Source organism: Algirhabdus cladophorae (assembly GCF_044772865.1).
Lineage (GTDB): Bacteria > Pseudomonadota > Alphaproteobacteria > Rhodobacterales > Rhodobacteraceae > Algirhabdus > Algirhabdus cladophorae.
In genome coordinates this window covers 1,775,081-1,790,456 of the sequence record NZ_CP173029.1, presented here as the reverse complement: position 1 = coordinate 1,790,456, position 15,376 = coordinate 1,775,081, and the positions used below count along the sequence as shown (strand labels likewise).

The following is a 15,376-nucleotide window of genomic DNA, read 5'->3' as shown; positions in this document are numbered from 1 at the left end:
CCACCGGGTTTTGTCTGGTTTTAGCGTGTGCCGATCTGATCCATTGAGATTGTCAGGCCAAAGGCGCGTTCGGCATTTCGATAGGCGATCTTTTCGGCCACGGCGCGGGGCAATTGCGCCAACCAGCGGCGGTTATGGGCCATGATCCGACCGTAATCCTCCCATTGGTTGTTGATATATGTATCGCTGCCGATCATCAGGCGATCCTGAAAATCGTAGAGGATCTTTTCCCAATTTGGGTTCAAGGTATCGCCTGTCATAATCGCAAACTCGCGCAGCGATGTGTCCGCCAAAAGGGCAGGGTAGTCGGCCATCAGATCGTAAACCGCTGCGGCTGGTTCGCCCAGCCCTGCATGGGCCCAGATGATCTTGACCTCTGGATCAAGGCTATAGAGCCAGCGAATGGGCCGCGTGCCGGAATGCACATGCAGATAGATGTCACGTGCCTTGGCCAAACCGATGACGGCACGAAACAAATCCTCGTCTTGGAAGTCGAGGCGGTGGATGTGAAACTCGCCGATGCCTTGATGCGGATAGCGGTTTAACCGGTCTTCCAGGTAGCGCTGCATATCAGGGATTTTGGCCCAGTTCTGCGAGGTTGCGTCGCCGTGATAAGGGCGCAATTCGGGTACGATGCGACCCGGTGCATGGTCCCACAGCATGATCGTGCCCTCATCCGGGGTCGAGGACACAAGCGCCATGGCCACGCCACTGCGGTCCATCAATTCGATCACGCTGGCCACGGGGTAGCTGGCCCAAGCGGGTTCTTTGTAGTGCATATGTGCGTCAAAGAGGGGAACATCTTGGATGGCATCGCCGATAGGGGCATGATCCCCGTCGGCTATGGCGCCGCCAGCACAAAGGCCCAGATACAGGCCCGTCCACAAGCATGTTAAGGCAGTGGCAAAATAGCGGGTGATTTGGGGAAATGGGCACATTGGCAGGGCCTTGGATAGAAGGAGTGGTCGCGCAAGCCTAGTGAACCCTTGATCAAATGGAAAGCTGCCCCAGCGTATTGGCCGGGGCAGTTGAGGGGTTTAGTGCCCGGCGAAGAAGGCCGAAACAGTTTGTGCAATCTGGGCATGGTGTGCCGCACGTGGTTCCGTGCCGTTTTCACAAACGAAGGCATCTTGCGGTTCTTCCTCGCGCAGGATTGCCAGACCTTTGGCAGTGCATTGCCCAAGAAAGTCAAAATGGGCGAGGTCTGCCGGTTCCAGATAAGTGGTCAGGGCTGGAGGTGTTTTGGTTATTAAATCGCGCGATTCAACGTCCAGATCGATGCCTGAATTGGCAATGGGTGCGCCGTAAACCAGCAAAGGCGTATCAATGGCCCCCAAGGACTGGGCGTCAAAGGTCTGGGTGCCGCCAAGATCAAAAACCGCAAAGGCTTTGATCCGGTTGTCCGACAGATCTTGTTCCATCATAGCGCGATCCGCATTGGTTTGGGCAACCTGCCAGCCTTGGAAAATGCCGCAAACCAGATCATCGGTTGAGGCCGCGCAAAACGCATCAAGCCCTGCTGCATCGTAGCGCCCACCGGCCAAGGCAACGGCCGTAAACCCGCCCAGCGAATGGCCGGCCATATAGATCCGGTCGGGGTCTATCAGTTCCATGGTGGCAGGATCGCGCAACAGATGTGTGAGCGCGCGCGAGATATCCTTTGGCCGTTCCCAAAGCATGCGCCGCTGATCAGGGTCACGGTTGAACGTGGTTGTGCCCGGATGATTGATCGCGGCAACCATATAGCCCTGCTGGGTAAGTTGGGCCGCCAGCCATGCCTGATTTCGCGCATTGCCGAACATGCCGTGAGACATCAAAACCAGAGGATGGCGTTGGGGCAGGGTGGCTGCATCCGCAACAATCGGCAGGCTTGCCCAAACGGGATTGCCCAGGGATGGCGTGGTGTCGGTATCTTTTGTGGGATAGAACAGGAAGCCGTCCAAGGGACGTTGGCCCTGCGGATCTGCAATAGCGATCTGTTGGAGGCCAGTGTTTAAATCCTCAGCGAGCAAGGGGGTTGCAGCACAGGCTGAGGCGATTAGGCTTGCAGTTAAGGTTAGAGTTTTCATTGTCCGTGTCTCCGGTGTTGTGGGTTTTGATGCCCCTGAACTGGACAGAAAAAGACTGCGAAACAATGGGTTGAGAGGTGTTTGCCTGTCCTAGATCGTGATCAAGGACACCGCAGGCGGAATACAGGACAAAAAATGGTGCAGATCGGGACATTTGGATACGGGGCGGGATGCCACGCTGGGTATCGGGCGGGATGATCAACTTTCCTCTGCCCATCATAACATTCGGCTTGGCACTGGTTGCGGCGGTGCTGGTGGCGCGGTTGGAGCTTGGCAAAGTCGTGGGGCGCTGGTTTTTTGTGGCGTTCTTTGTTCTGGTGGCTGTGGGCAGTTTCCTTGTGGGCTTGCGCTTTGGCTACGGGATTGAGGGGCTGATCCCGATCCAGCGCAGCCTGCCGTTTTTGGCGGGGCCACTGTTGTACCTTGGCTTTGTCAGCTTCACCGAAGGTGGCACTCATATGGCCCGTCGCACAGCGGCTCATCTGGGGTTTGCCGTGGCCCTGATGGTGGTGCCGTCGGTCCTGTTCAAACAGTTCTTTGGTTGGGAGGCGCTGATTGGGGTCAGCTATTTGATCTACCTCGTCGCGCTCTTTTGGATGTGGCGCAAAGGCCCCAACCATGTCACCCGCGCGCCCATCGAACAAGCCGAGGCCCTGCGCCGTTGGATGCTGTGGGCGGTTCTGTTTTTGCTGGCTTTCTTTGTTATGGACGGCGCCATTGCGATCAGTTTTGCCCTCAGACGCGTCGAGGATGCCGTGACGCTGATCTCTTACGGGTCGGTGGTTATGTTCGGGCTTATCCTTGCGATTATCGTAGCGGTCCCCCGATTTGCAGCGCGCGGGGGACAAAGTCAGACCGCAGTGGAAAACCCATCTGACGAAACAGGCCTTGCCGCGACGGCAGATGCGTTTTTGGGCGAGACGCAACTGTATCTCGACACGGAATTGACAGTGGATCGTCTGGCCAAACGGCTGCATGTTCCAGCGCGCGCTTTGTCTGCCGCGATCAATCAAAGCAAGGGCATGAATGTGTCTCAATATGTTAACGATCACCGTTTGGCCCATGCAGCCCAGATGCTGGTGGCGACCCGCGACAGTGTGAGCGTGGTGATGGAACAGTCCGGCTTTTTGACTCGGTCAAATTTCTATCGCGAGTTTCAACGCAAATACGGCCAAAGCCCCGCAAGCTACCGCAAAAGTCAAAGCATCGCAGGCGTTAGTCCGGCACCCGAGGGGCGCTGAGGCGCTTGGCCAAGGGGGCAATCGTCAGGCCTTGGACGATGATCGAAAAGAGCACGATGATATAGGTGACGGTCAGGATCAGGGGTTTCCATTCGCTGTCGGGCAGGGACAGGGCAAGGGCCACACTGATCCCACCCTTAAGACCACCCCACGTCATGATCGGCACAATGCCGGCGCTATAGTCGCGAAAAGGGCGACCCAAAGTGACAGGCACCCAAACGGCGGCCAATCGACCGACCAGTGCCAGTGCAATTGAGGCAGCCCCGATGGTCACAAAATCCCAGTTAAAGGCCACGGCAAACACCTCAAACCCGATCATAAGGAACAAGATCGCGTTGAGGATCTCATCAATCAATTGCCAAAACCCGTCGACATATTGCTTGGTGGTGGCCGACATCCCGTATTTGGTGCCAACATCGCCAATCAACAATCCCGCGCAGACGGCCATGATCGGGGCACTCACATGCAACCAGACAGCCAAGGTGTAGCCGCCCATAGCCAGAGCAAGGGTCAGCAGGACTTCTAGGGAATAGTCATCAATGTGGCGCATGACCCGAAATGTCAGCCAGCCCAGAATGATCCCCAGCATCGCCCCACCAAAGGCCTCTTGCACAAATAGCATCACCGCACCACTCACGCCGGATCCGTGATGATCGTCTGTGGGGAAGGCCAGCCCAACAAGGATCAAAAAGACCACATAGCCCACACCATCGTTAAACAGGCTTTCACCCGCGATCTTGGTCTCAAGCGACTTTTGCAGGTTGGCCTCGCGCAAAACGCCCAGTACTGCCACAGGATCCGTGGGCGAGATCAAAGATCCGAACACCAAAGCCACCAACAGCGGCATGCCCGTGAGCCAGCTAAAGCCAAAGCCTACCACAGCCGTGGACAGGGCCACGCCAATGGTCGCCATAAGCGAGACCAACACCCATTGCTGCCGCAGATCCGCGAGCTTGACATGTAAAGCGCCAGCAAACAGCAACAGACCCAACATGCCCTCAAGCAAGGCGTCGGAAAACTCAAATGCCGTGACTTCGGCCCGTATCGCTGTGGCCACACCAAGAGAGGGCACCAGCACATCCAATCCCATCAAAGCAAGCGATGCAAAGAGTGCGACCACCAAGATCCCGATGGCAGAGGGCAGTTTCAGGAACAGGTAATTGATCGTGCCAAAGGCCGCAGCCAAGACAATCAACAGGCTGGCGATTTGAAGGAGTGTCATGGGAGTCGTTCCTTTTACTGCTTTGTGGCTATCACGAGGCGGCGGCTTGAAACCAGCAGCGATTTTGATCTTGCCACTTGCGCCGATTGCAGGCACCGCTTGTGTCATGACGCCCAAATCCCAAATTGATGCCTTCGGGGCTGCCTCGCTGATCTGCTTTTCGGTGTTATTGGCGTTTAATCAAGTGGCGATCAAACTGGCCAGTGAGGGGCTGCAACCCGTGTTCATGGCTGGGGTGCGATCGGTCGGGGCGATTGCCTGCATCGGGTTTTGGATGTGGCTGCGCGGCATCACGTTGGATTTTCAAACGGCCCGCTGGGCTGGGATCGCTGTGGGCTGCGCCTTTGGCATCGAGTTCATGTTTTTGTTCACGGCGCTGGATTTAACGACAGTGGCCCGGGCATCTGTCATTTTCTATTCTATGCCGTTGTGGCTGGCACTGGCGGCGCATTTTCTGCTGGGCGAGCATTTGCATCTACGCAAATCCATCGGCCTGATTGCGGCCTTTGCGGGGGTGGCCCTTGCCATTTTCAACGGTGTGAGCGCGTCAGGCAGTGGCAACTTGGCTGGCGATATCTGCGCGCTTCTGGCTGCGTGGCTGTGGGCTGCGATTGCGCTGTTGGCCAAAGCCTCGCCACTGCGGGATGTGAAACCCGAAATGCAATTGATGTGGCAAGTTAGTATTTCTGCACCGCTTTTGTTGGGGGCGAGCCTGTTCTTTGGCCCTGCGATCCGGGCACTGGAGCCGATCCATTTGTGGTCGCTGGCATTTCAAACGCTTTGTGTGGCCAGCGCTGGATTTTTGTTCTGGTTTTGGTTGTTGCGCCGTTATCCCGCCTCGCAAGTCGCCTCGTTCAGCTTTTTGTCGCCTGTCTTTGGCGTGGCCATGGGCTGGTTGCTGTTGAACGATCCAGTGGGGCCCATATTGCTGATATCATTGGTTTTGGTCGCTTTTGGCCTTGTCCTGATCAACCTGCCAAAGCCCCTTTCCACCTAGGTGCCACAAAACGTAGCTGGTACGATTTCAGCGTCCGACGGGGGCCGGGTCAGATCGCCGTCGCTCGCCACAAAGGGCGTGCGCAGGGCCGCGCCCAAGCGATGAAACGGGGCCATATCGCCCTCAACTGCTGCAGTGATCATTTGTTCGATCCGGTGATTGCGCGGGATAATTGCGGGGTTTGCTGAATCCATAATGGGTTTTGCTGCCTCAAACGGGCCAAGCCGTGCCAACCACGCCTCATGCCATGCCCCAAAAGCCGCCTGATCGGTGAATTGATCCTGAGGGGCTTGCCCACTGAGGCCACGGAACGCGTTGGTAAAATCCGCGCCATCCTTTGCCATCAAGACCAAAAGGGCCTCAATCATCGGCAAATCATCTTCGGTGGCATCGGTCAGACCGATTTTGGCCCCGAACCGTGCCAACCAAGCGGCCTGAAACGCCGGACCAAATGCATTCACAGCCGCCGTGAAGGTTTCAATGGCCTGTTCTCGATCCGCCATCAGGGGCAGCAAAGCCGTAGCAAACTGCGCAAGGTTCCAAGCGGCAATTTGTGGCTGGTTTTGATAGGCATAGCGCCCTTGTTGATCGATGCTGGAAAACACCTGACGCGGGTTGTAGCGATCCATAAAGGCGCAAGGACCGTAATCAATCGTCAGACCGGGCACTGAGCAATTGTCAGTATTCATTACGCCGTGGATAAACCCAACCGACATCCAAGCGGCCACCAAATCCGCCTGCTTTTGCACCACATGTTGCAGCAATTCCAAGGGGCCGGTGGCATGGGGCGCATGGCGGGCGATGACGTGATCCGTCAGGGCCTGCAACGCCTCAAGATCGTCCTGTGAGGCAAAAAATTGAAAAGTGCCGACGCGGATGTGACTGCTGGCCACGCGCGTGATCACGGCCCCGGGAAACAGCCCCTCGCGGATCACCGTCTCGCCCGTGGCTGTGGCCGCAAGTGCACGGGTCGTGGGAATGGCCAAGTGGTGCATTGCTTCGCTGACCACATATTCGCGCAACACAGGGCCCAGCCACGCCCGCCCATCACCGCGACGGCTGTAAGGCGTAGGCCCGGACCCCTTGAGCTGGACATCGAAACGTGCCCCGCTGGCGTCTAGAACCTCGCCTAGCAATACTGCACGTCCATCGCCCAGTTGTGGGTTCCAGTGGCCGAACTGATGGCCCGCATAGACCTGTGCAATCGGCATGCTGCCTTCTAAGGGCTGGTTTCCCGCCCAGATCTCGGCATCCTTGGGTAAGCCCAGTTGTGCGGCCAGAGCATCATTAAAAGCCAGTAATTCCGGCGCTTTAACAGGTGTCGGGGCCGTTTGGCTGAACATCTGCGCTGGCAGCCGGGCATAGCTGTTGTCAAACTGCGCCATGGCCTAGAACCGTGCCAAACGGTCAATCAAGAGGTCAAAGAACCGATCAGATTGCACTGAGCCGATGAAAGTAGCGTTCGCCGGACGGCCCGAGACGCGCCACCAGTCTGCCACTGTCATACCGAGGGTCAGTTCTGATGTTGTTTCGATCTCGACGTTGATGAACCTGCCATCAAACATGTCTGGATCAATGAGGTAGGCGATCACACAGGGGTCGTGCAGTGGTGCGCCTGCAGATCCGTATTTTTCCTTGTCGAAGCGTTCGAAAAAGCTGGTCCATTCTGCCACCATTGTGCCGACGCGGGATCCCAATGCGGCGAAGGCATCAACGCGGGGTTGCGTTGCCAAGGCGCCATGGGTCGCATCCAGCGGAATTACAACAATGTCAATTCCAGATTTAAACACAATATCAGCGGCTTCTGGGTCGACATAAATGTTGAATTCTGCAGATGGTGTAATGTTGCCAACCTCAAAATACGCCCCGCCCATCAATACAATCTGTTGGACTTTCTCCATCAGATGCGGGGCCCTTTGAAAGGCCACTCCGATGTTCGTCAGGGGCCCCAAGGCACAAAGCGTGATTGTGTTGGCCGGTTCTGCCTCAAGGGTTTCAATAATGAAATCAACGGCATGTTGTTGTTGCAAAGGCATTGTGGGGTCAGTCATTTGTGGCCCGTCCAAACCCGACTTGCCATGCACATGCTCGGCGGTGACTAATTTGCGGCTGATTGGGGCCTCACATCCTGCAAAGACAGGCACATCAATACGGTCCGCTAACTCACAGACAATACGTGTATTTTTGGCAGTCAACGCAAGCGGCACATTGCCTGCGACCGCTGTGATGCCCAGAACGTCGAGGTCTTCCGGCGAGGCCAGTGCCAATAGAATTGCCACGGCATCGTCTTGTCCGGGGTCTGTGTCGATTATGATTTTGCGCGGGGCCATTTACGATACTTTCATGCACAAACGACACTAAAAGCTTTGAAAAAGCCCGTGCACGTCGGATTGTCTTGGAGAATTTGGTCAAGGCTGACAAAATCTTAACAAAGAGTAAATAGGGGCAAAAAGCTTGGGCGAGACACAAAGAGTTGAACACGTGGTGCTTCATGTGGGCGCCCATCGCACTGGAACAGGCAGTTTTCAGGGATTTTTGGCGCAAAATCAACAACTTCTGGTTGAGGCAGGTATCGCGGCGCGCTTCCCGGGGCGGGATATTTCAGGCGAAGGTAACCTTAGGTTAAAACTTCCTGATCCAGCGGTTTTCAAGGCAAAAGAGGCTTTAGAGCCACATATAAACGGGGTGCAGCGGGCAATTGCCCAAGGTCCGCAGGCAAAAACCCTGTTGGTGTGTGAGGAAAACATCCTTGGGCGCATGGCCCCGTTTTATCGCGGGCAGTTCTATTCTCGTTTGTGGCGGCGCGCCGATGTCCTGCGTCAGGGGCTTGCGGGCGAGGTAGGACGTGGTCCTGATCAAGTGGTGCTGGTCATGCGCAATTACGGCGATTTGTTCGTGTCGGCCTATGCGCAACTGGCCCAAATTCGCAAAATGCCCGATTTTGACCAAGCGCTACCGCATCTGCAAAAGATCACCCGAGGCTGGCCTGTGGTGATAGAGGCTTTGAAAAAAGGTTTACAATGTTGTGATTTAAGGGCTGTTCCTTATGTGGACCGAGGCAGTAATTCGGAGTTGCTGGGGCAGATGATTAAGGCCGTGCCCGAGGGGCTGGTCGATGATCACCAGAACGCCAATGTTTCTGCCAGTGCAGAGGCGATTATGGCGCTTCAATCCAGATTTCACGCAGGCGAGACTTTAGATGCAGATACGGTGGCGGCGATCAAGGCGGACCATTCAGTGTCCGCGGGTGGATCCAAGTTCAATCCGCTGTCTGCAGCTCAGAAAGCAGCCTTTACCCGGAGGTACAACGCGGATCTGAAACTAATAAAGGTATCGCAGGTAAAAACATGAAATTTGCACCCTAGATCCCTGATTTTTCTCGGATTTTAACCTCGTCCCAAAGCGCATCCATCTCGGTCAAGTCTGATTGATCAGGGGTTTTTCCGCGTGCGGCCAGGGCCGCCTCGACACTGGCAAATCGGCGTGTGAACTTGGCATTGGTACGGCGCAGGGCAGCCTCTGGATCGATCCCCAAATGGCGTGCCAAATTGGCCATGACAAACAGCAAATCGCCCATTTCGTCTTCCATGGCGTCTGCATCCTTGGTGTCGCGGGCCTCGACCAATTCGCGCGATTCCTCGAGTAATTTGTCCAAGACATGGCCCGTATCAGGCCAATCAAATCCAACGCGGGCCGCGCGCTTTTGCAATTTCATTGCCCTCAACAACGCAGGCAGGCCCACTGCGACACCGTCCAACGCGCCTTTTTGGGCCTTTCCAGCCCGTTCTGCTGCTTTGATCTTTTCCCAATCGGCGGTTTGTTGAGCCGCAGATTTTTCCCGGCTTTCATCGCCGAATACATGCGGATGACGCGCAACCATTTTGTCGGCGATGTTTTTGGTCACGCTGTCAAAGGTGAAATGGCCCAGTTCGGCACCGATGGCTGTGTGATAGACGGTTTGCAGTAGTAAATCACCCAATTCACCCTCGAGTTCAGGCCAATTCTGGCGTTCGATGGCATCGGCAACCTCGTAGGCCTCTTCGATTGTGTAGGGGGCAATGGACTTGAAATCCTGCTCGATGTCCCACGGGCAGCCGGTGTCGGGATCGCGCAAGCGGCGCATAATCTCCAACAGGCGCGGCATCCCGCCCTCTGGGTCTTGGATCAATTGGTCGCTGTGATCGGTCATTGCACGCCCTTGCGGTTTCGTCTTTTATGCGCAGGCTAACCCTAACCGAGCGGAGTGTCAGCCCTTGCCAGTGTTAAACCGAATTGCAGGCTTTGCCTCTGAAATGGCCGAGTGGCGTCAACATCTGCACACCATCCCCGAGATCATGTTTGATTTGCCAAAAACCAGCGCGTTTGTCGCGGAAAAATTGCGCGAATTTGGCGTGGACGCCTTGCACGAAGGGATCGCCACCAGTGGCATGGTCGCTATCATCAAAGGACGTGGCGATGGCCCTGTGATTGGCTTGCGCGCTGATATGGATGCGCTGCCTATGGTTGAAGAAACCGGTCTGGATTACGCCAGCACTCATGACAAAGCGATGCACGCCTGTGGCCATGACGGGCATACCACGATGCTGCTGGGGGCTGCGAAATATCTGGCCGAAACGCGCAAATTTGCAGGCTCTGTGGCGCTGATTTTTCAACCGGCTGAGGAATTTGGCGCAGGGGCCCAAGTTATGTGCCAAGAAGGTTTGATGGACCGCTTTGGCATCGATCAAGTCTATGCGCTGCACAATGCGCCGGGTACGCCTGTGGGGCATTTCTATACAACGCCGGGGCCGATTATGGCCGCCGCCGACAGCTTTCGGATCTATGTCAAAGGGGCGGGCGGTCATGGGGCCATGCCGCATCAAACCCGCGATCCTGTGGTGGCGGCCTTGGCGATTGCCACAGCGATCCAAACGATTGTCAGTCGCAATCACTACGCCATGAACGATTTGGTGGTGTCTGTGACGCAGATCGAGACGGGCAGCGCGGACAATGTGATCCCCGAATATGCGTTTATTGGCGGGACGGTGCGCACTTTTGACAAAGATGTCCAAGCCATGGTGATGCAGCGCATGCAACAGATCGTGGAAGGGCAGGCGGCGGCCTATGATGTGGACGCCAAGCTGGAGTATGAGGTGGGCTATCCCCCGACGATCAATCATGCAGACCGTGCGGAATTCGCGGCTAGAGTGGCGCGCGAGGTGAGTGGTGTGGACGCGGTGAACGCAAATCAAACGCCGGAAATGGGGGCCGAAGATTTCGCCTATATGCTGGAAGAACGTCCCGGCGCCTATTTGTTCATTGGCAACGGCGATACAGCAGGGTTGCATCAAACCAGCTATGATTTCAATGATGAGGTTGCGCCCATTGGGGCCAGTTTCTTTGCGCGCCTTGTTGAGACTGCGCAACCTGTGCAAGGGGATTAGGCCATGGCTTTGGAAGATGCAGGAAACGAAGTTGACGCGGCGATTACGCGCAAAGGTTTCAAAGGTCTGACATATGAAAACACCTTTGGGGGCGTGGCCAGTTTTCTGCGTCGAAGTTACACCAAAAACCTTGCTGGTGTTGATCTGGCGGTCACTGGTGTGCCGTTCGACAGTGCAGTCACAAATCGTCCCGGCACACGGTTAGGTCCGCGCGCGATCCGCGAAGCCAGCAGCCTGCAAGCCCCCGATGCACCTTATGGGTGGGACATCGATCCACTGAGTGATTTCAACGTGGTGGATTATGGTGATTTAGCATATGACTATGCCAAGATAAGTGAATTTCCTCAGCGCCTTACGGACCATATTTTAGGTATATTGGAAGCTGGTGCAGGTTCCCTGTGCCTTGGCGGGGATCACTACATCAGTTTCCCCATTTTGCGGGCCTATGCCGCGCGGTTTGGGCCACTGTCCTTGCTGCAATTTGACGCTCATTCCGACACTTGGCCCGACGACGACATGGACCGGATTGACCATGGCACAATGTTTTATAAAGCGGTGAAAGAGGGGTTGATCGATCCCAAAGCTTCGGTTCAGGTTGGAATTCGTACGACCAATGAGGACACTTTGGGCGTAAATATCATCGATGCCCGCGAGGTTCATCAAACAGGTCCTGCGGCTGTGGTTGCCAAGATCAAGCAGATTTTGGGCAAACGTCAGACATATCTGACATTTGATATCGATTGCCTTGATCCCGCCTTTGCGCCCGGTACTGGCACGCCGGTGTGGGGGGGACTGAGTTCGGGGCAGGCTGCGATCATTTTGCGTGATTTGGCGGGCATTAATATGGTGGGCGGCGATGTGGTTGAGGTCTCTCCACCATTTGACACAACGGGTGCCACAGCCATCGCAGGCGCCCATGTGGCCACGGAATTGATGTGTCTTTATTGCACAAACTTGCGCAACCAAAGGGGATGAAACGGATCATGTGGATCATTGGAACGCTTGTTATATTGGCCGTGGCTTTGGCCGCCTATGCGCGTTTGGCCCCAATCAGTGTCACCGACTGGCATGTGGCCCCTGAGGTCGCGGGCGAGGAAACGCTGGCGGGCAGTTACAAGACCCAAGTTGCGATGGAGGGCCCTGTCAACGAGGCCCAAGCCCAGATCAAAGCCATAGCTTTGGCCACCCCGCGCACCAAAGTTCTGGCCGAAGACGACGGGCTGATCACCTTTATCACACGATCCGCAGGCTTTGGCTTTCCTGATTTTACAACAGTTGCCTTTGAGACCTCTGGGGATCAAGTCACCGCTAAGTTCTATGCACGTCTCAAAATAGGCAAAGCTGACATGGGCGTGAACAAAGCGCGCGTCCAAAGCTGGCTTGCGCAATTGTCAGACAATTAGCCTGCAGCTGGAATAGGGGTGAAGGGCAGGGCCTGACTGCTGAGGCAGCCTTCTGCCGTTTCGCGCCACATGGGCACGTTCAACGACATCTGACATTGGGCCATGAACATGCGTCCGTCCACTTGCAAACAGATGCTTTCCCCCAATTCGATACGAGCCCCACCGCTGTCGGTGCAATAGCAATCGACCGTTTTGCCACTTGGCGATGTGACGTCTGCAGCGGCTGGGGCTGCGCATAGAACACTGAATAGTAAAGGTCTCCACATACCCATAGAATAGCAAACTTATCGCGCCAAAACTAGCCTCTTGACCCTAGCCGCCGGATGGGGGACGAAACGGCCATGGTTCCAATGGATAAATTAGCTGCAATCACCCAACGTTTCGAGTTCCTTGAGGCCTCGATGGCGGATGGATCTGGCGACATTGCCGTACTGGCAAAAGAGTATTCTGACCTCAAACCAGTGGTCGAGGAAATCGCCGGTTACAGGCAGGCTTTGGATGATTTGGCCGAGGCCCAGATGATGCTGGCGGATCCTGAAATGAAGGAGCTGGCCGAAGAAGAAATGCCGCGCCTTAAGGCTGCCATTCCTGACATGGAACACCGGTTGCAACTGGCTTTGTTGCCCAAGGATGCTGCGGACGCCCGCCCTGCGATGATCGAGATCAGACCGGGCACGGGCGGGGATGAGGCCAGCCTTTTCGCGGCTGACTTGTTGCGCATGTATCAGCGCTATTGCGAGGCGCAGGGCTGGACGTTCGAGATTATCGAGCAGCAGGTCACGGAATTGGGCGGGATCAAAGAAGTCACCGGGCACATCCAAGGCACCGATGTTTTTGCCCGGCTGAAGTTTGAAAGTGGCGTGCACCGGGTCCAGCGGGTGCCAACGACCGAAAGTGGCGGACGGGTACATACCTCTGCGGCCACTGTGGCGGTTCTGCCCGAGGCCGAAGATGTGGACGTGCAAATTGATCCGCAAGACATTCGGATAGATACAATGCGCGCCTCTGGTGCTGGTGGCCAGCACGTGAACACCACGGACAGTGCCGTGCGCATCACCCATATTCCCACGGGGATCATCGTGGTCAGTGCCGAGAAATCCCAGCACCGCAACCGCGAGATTGCGATGCTGACCCTGAAAACCCGCCTGTTTGATCTGGAACGCCAACGCATTGATGGCGAACGGGCAGCGGATCGCAAATCCCAAGTGGGCAGTGGGGACAGGTCCGAGCGGATCCGCACGTATAACTTCCCGCAGGGGCGGATGACGGATCATCGGATTAACCTGACATTGTATAAATTGGATCAAGTGATGCAGGGCGATCTGGACGAGATTATTGATGCGCTGACGGCGGAACATCAGGCCACGCTATTGGCCGAACTGGACTAACCTATGCCTTATCCGCGTCGAAGCATCGGGGATGAATTGGACCGTGCAACGTCTTTTTTGACCAAGGCAGGCGTGCCTAACGCGCCCCGCGATGCGCTGCTGTTGATTGCCCATTTCACAGGCCGTGCCCCTTCGACATTGCGTATGCGGCTGGAAGAGATGCTAGAGGACAAGTATTTCGAGTTCGGCGCGCAGTCCTACAAACACGATATTCTGGGTGAACGTGCCAAAGGCAAACCTGTCTCAAAAATCATTGGCAGTCGTGCGTTTTGGAACGAGGATTTTCGCGTGTCCACGGATGTGTTGGATCCACGCCCTGAAACCGAACGGTTGATCGAAGTGGCGTTGGAGCATCCCTTTGAACGGGTGTTGGATTTGGGCACGGGATCGGGGTGTATCCTGATTTCATTGTTGCAAGAACGTAGGGGCGCACGGGGCGTGGGGGTTGATCTAAGCGTCAAAGCCTTGGACGTGGCGCGCGCCAATAGTGGCGATGCAGGCACCAATGCCGTGGCCACGTGGATGCAATCGGATTGGTTCAGCGCCGTTGAGGGGCAGTTTGATCTGATCGTGTCGAACCCGCCCTATATCGGCGTGGACGAGATGGCGGATTTGTCGGTTGATGTGCGCGATTTTGATCCGCGCATGGCCCTGACGGATGAGGGCGACGGGTTGGGGTGCTATCGGATCATTTGCGCCGATGTGCAGAAATTCCTAACCCCGAACGGTCGCCTGATTGTCGAGATCGGGCCAACCCAAGCCGCCCCGGTTTCGCAACTGTTTGCGGACGCCAGCCTCAGTCAGATTGAGGTGTTTCAAGACCTTGATGGCCGCGATCGCGTGGTCAGTGGCGTTTTGAGGTGAATTATCAGGCAAAAACCCTCCCAAAACGGGAATTGCCAAAGTTTCCCCTTGCTCCTGTCCGGTGGTCATGCTTTTTGGTGCGCAGGGGAAGAAGCTCAGGCTGCCCCCGAATTCACAAGCAACATCGCACCCCTGATTAATTTTCCTACCGCACGAGGCGACAGGACAGGGACAGCGGCAAGCCCCGAATACCGAGGGCTGACAAGGCTAGACACAACTCTCATGCGTTCTTCAAAATCCCGTTCTCGGTCCAAATCCCGTAACAATAACAACAATCGTCCAAGCGGAAACATAGTCAACCGTGTGTTCGACAGTTCCGGCCCCGAGGGCAAAGTGCGCGGCACGCCGCAACAAATCATCGACAAATACAATCAGTTGACCCGGGATGCGCAACTCTCCGGTGACCGTGTCGCCGCCGAGAATTTCCAACAACACGCCGAACACTACACGCGGATGCTGTCTGAGGCTCAACGCGAGATCGACGCGCGCCGCGAAGAACAAGAACGCCAGAATCGCGAACGCCAAGCGGAACGGGATCGGGAGCGCAACGAGCGTCAGGAACGCGAAAGCAACGCGCCAGCGCCAGTTCCTGCGGATCCTGCCAGTTCTGATCAACCTGATGTGGTTGAAGCTGCCGCACCCGCAGCGGATGGGGGATTGGTTGAAACACCAGAAGCCGCGCCCAAGCCTAAGCGGACGTATAAGCCGCGCAAACCCAAACCCACAGAAGTGGCGGCTGAAACGCCCCCCTCTGACGCTGCAGAATAAA

At 56.0% G+C, this 15,376-nt stretch carries 16 protein-coding genes; 9 read left to right on the top strand and 7 right to left on the bottom strand.

The window, feature by feature from the left end:
- Nucleotides 1-20: 20 nt before the first annotated feature.
- A complete protein-coding gene (locus tag ACIRQ6_RS08630) occupies nucleotides 21-938 on the bottom strand; it encodes an amidohydrolase family protein (RefSeq protein ID WP_420863724.1) in 918 nt (305 codons plus the stop codon).
- Nucleotides 939-1,037: 99 nt separating this feature from the next.
- The gene (locus tag ACIRQ6_RS08625; RefSeq protein ID WP_420863723.1) at nucleotides 1,038-2,069 is read right to left on the bottom strand and encodes an alpha/beta hydrolase family protein; all 1,032 of its coding nucleotides are present in this window, start codon (nucleotides 2,067-2,069) and stop codon (nucleotides 1,038-1,040) included.
- 170 nt (nucleotides 2,070-2,239) lie between these two features.
- Here ACIRQ6_RS08625 and ACIRQ6_RS08620 point away from each other — a divergent pair, with 170 nt between their 5' ends.
- Nucleotides 2,240-3,310 carry a helix-turn-helix transcriptional regulator gene (locus tag ACIRQ6_RS08620; protein WP_420863722.1) on the top strand — a complete coding sequence of 357 codons (1,071 nt, stop codon included), beginning with the start codon at nucleotides 2,240-2,242 and terminating at the stop codon, nucleotides 3,308-3,310.
- Here the strand turns inward: ACIRQ6_RS08620 and ACIRQ6_RS08615 are convergent.
- The gene (locus tag ACIRQ6_RS08615) at nucleotides 3,285-4,532 is read right to left on the bottom strand and encodes a cation:proton antiporter (protein ID WP_420863721.1); all 1,248 of its coding nucleotides are present in this window, start codon (nucleotides 4,530-4,532) and stop codon (nucleotides 3,285-3,287) included. The genes ACIRQ6_RS08620 and ACIRQ6_RS08615 overlap by 26 nt on opposite strands.
- Between ACIRQ6_RS08615 and ACIRQ6_RS08610 the strand changes: the two genes are divergently transcribed.
- Nucleotides 4,531-5,529, top strand: coding sequence for a DMT family transporter (locus ACIRQ6_RS08610; protein ID WP_420863720.1), 999 nt, complete (start codon nucleotides 4,531-4,533; stop codon nucleotides 5,527-5,529). The two genes, ACIRQ6_RS08615 and ACIRQ6_RS08610, sit on opposite strands and share 2 nt — an antisense overlap.
- Here ACIRQ6_RS08610 and ACIRQ6_RS08605 read toward each other — a convergent pair.
- Both ACIRQ6_RS08605 and ACIRQ6_RS08600 read right to left on the bottom strand, forming a co-directional pair.
- Entirely contained in the window at nucleotides 5,526-6,914 is a 1,389-nt protein-coding gene (locus tag ACIRQ6_RS08605) for a protein adenylyltransferase SelO (RefSeq protein ID WP_420863719.1), read from the bottom strand. The genes ACIRQ6_RS08610 and ACIRQ6_RS08605 overlap by 4 nt on opposite strands.
- Nucleotides 6,915-6,917: 3 nt before the next feature.
- Nucleotides 6,918-7,859 (bottom strand): nucleoside hydrolase, encoded by a 942-nt coding sequence (locus ACIRQ6_RS08600; protein WP_420863718.1) that lies wholly within the window; start codon nucleotides 7,857-7,859, stop codon nucleotides 6,918-6,920.
- Nucleotides 7,860-7,983: 124 nt separating this feature from the next.
- On the opposite strand from ACIRQ6_RS08600, the gene ACIRQ6_RS08595 reads away from it, so the two are divergent.
- Nucleotides 7,984-8,880 (top strand): hypothetical protein, encoded by an 897-nt coding sequence (locus ACIRQ6_RS08595; protein ID WP_420863717.1) that lies wholly within the window; start codon nucleotides 7,984-7,986, stop codon nucleotides 8,878-8,880.
- A gap of 10 nt (nucleotides 8,881-8,890) precedes the next feature.
- Here the strand turns inward: ACIRQ6_RS08595 and mazG are convergent, their stop codons facing one another.
- Nucleotides 8,891-9,718, bottom strand: a complete 828-nt coding sequence (mazG, locus tag ACIRQ6_RS08590) for a nucleoside triphosphate pyrophosphohydrolase (protein ID WP_420863716.1) — start codon at nucleotides 9,716-9,718, stop codon at nucleotides 8,891-8,893.
- A 64-nt stretch (nucleotides 9,719-9,782) separates the two neighbouring features.
- Between mazG and ACIRQ6_RS08585 the strand changes: the two genes are divergently transcribed.
- The 3 genes from ACIRQ6_RS08585 to ACIRQ6_RS08575 are packed head-to-tail and all read left to right on the top strand — an operon-like array spanning nucleotide 9,783 to nucleotide 12,355.
- Nucleotides 9,783-10,952, top strand: a complete 1,170-nt coding sequence (locus ACIRQ6_RS08585; protein WP_420863715.1) for a M20 aminoacylase family protein — start codon at nucleotides 9,783-9,785, stop codon at nucleotides 10,950-10,952.
- Nucleotides 10,953-10,955: 3 nt separating this feature from the next.
- Complete coding sequence (gene speB / locus ACIRQ6_RS08580; RefSeq protein ID WP_420863714.1) at nucleotides 10,956-11,927, top strand: agmatinase; 972 nt, start codon at nucleotides 10,956-10,958, stop codon at nucleotides 11,925-11,927.
- On the top strand, nucleotides 11,924-12,355 hold the full coding sequence (locus ACIRQ6_RS08575; protein ID WP_420863713.1) for a DUF1499 domain-containing protein: 432 nt from the start codon (nucleotides 11,924-11,926) through the stop codon (nucleotides 12,353-12,355). The genes speB and ACIRQ6_RS08575 overlap by 4 nt, the downstream gene beginning before the upstream one ends.
- On the opposite strand, the gene ACIRQ6_RS08570 is transcribed toward ACIRQ6_RS08575, so the two are convergent.
- Entirely contained in the window at nucleotides 12,352-12,621 is a 270-nt protein-coding gene (locus ACIRQ6_RS08570) for a hypothetical protein (protein ID WP_420863712.1), read from the bottom strand. The two genes, ACIRQ6_RS08575 and ACIRQ6_RS08570, sit on opposite strands and share 4 nt — an antisense overlap.
- A gap of 75 nt (nucleotides 12,622-12,696) precedes the next feature.
- Here ACIRQ6_RS08570 and prfA point away from each other — a divergent pair, with 75 nt between their 5' ends.
- The 3 genes from prfA (at nucleotide 12,697) to ACIRQ6_RS08555 (ending at nucleotide 15,375) form a co-directional block, all read left to right on the top strand.
- Nucleotides 12,697-13,743, top strand: coding sequence for a peptide chain release factor 1 (prfA, locus tag ACIRQ6_RS08565; protein ID WP_420863883.1), 1,047 nt, complete (start codon nucleotides 12,697-12,699; stop codon nucleotides 13,741-13,743).
- 3 nt (nucleotides 13,744-13,746) lie between these two features.
- Nucleotides 13,747-14,607 (top strand): peptide chain release factor N(5)-glutamine methyltransferase, encoded by an 861-nt coding sequence (gene prmC, locus ACIRQ6_RS08560; protein WP_420863711.1) that lies wholly within the window; start codon nucleotides 13,747-13,749, stop codon nucleotides 14,605-14,607.
- Between the two features lie 222 nt (nucleotides 14,608-14,829).
- Entirely contained in the window at nucleotides 14,830-15,375 is a 546-nt protein-coding gene (locus ACIRQ6_RS08555) for a DUF4167 domain-containing protein (RefSeq protein WP_420863710.1), read from the top strand.
- The last annotated feature ends 1 nt before the right edge of the window (nucleotide 15,376 follow it).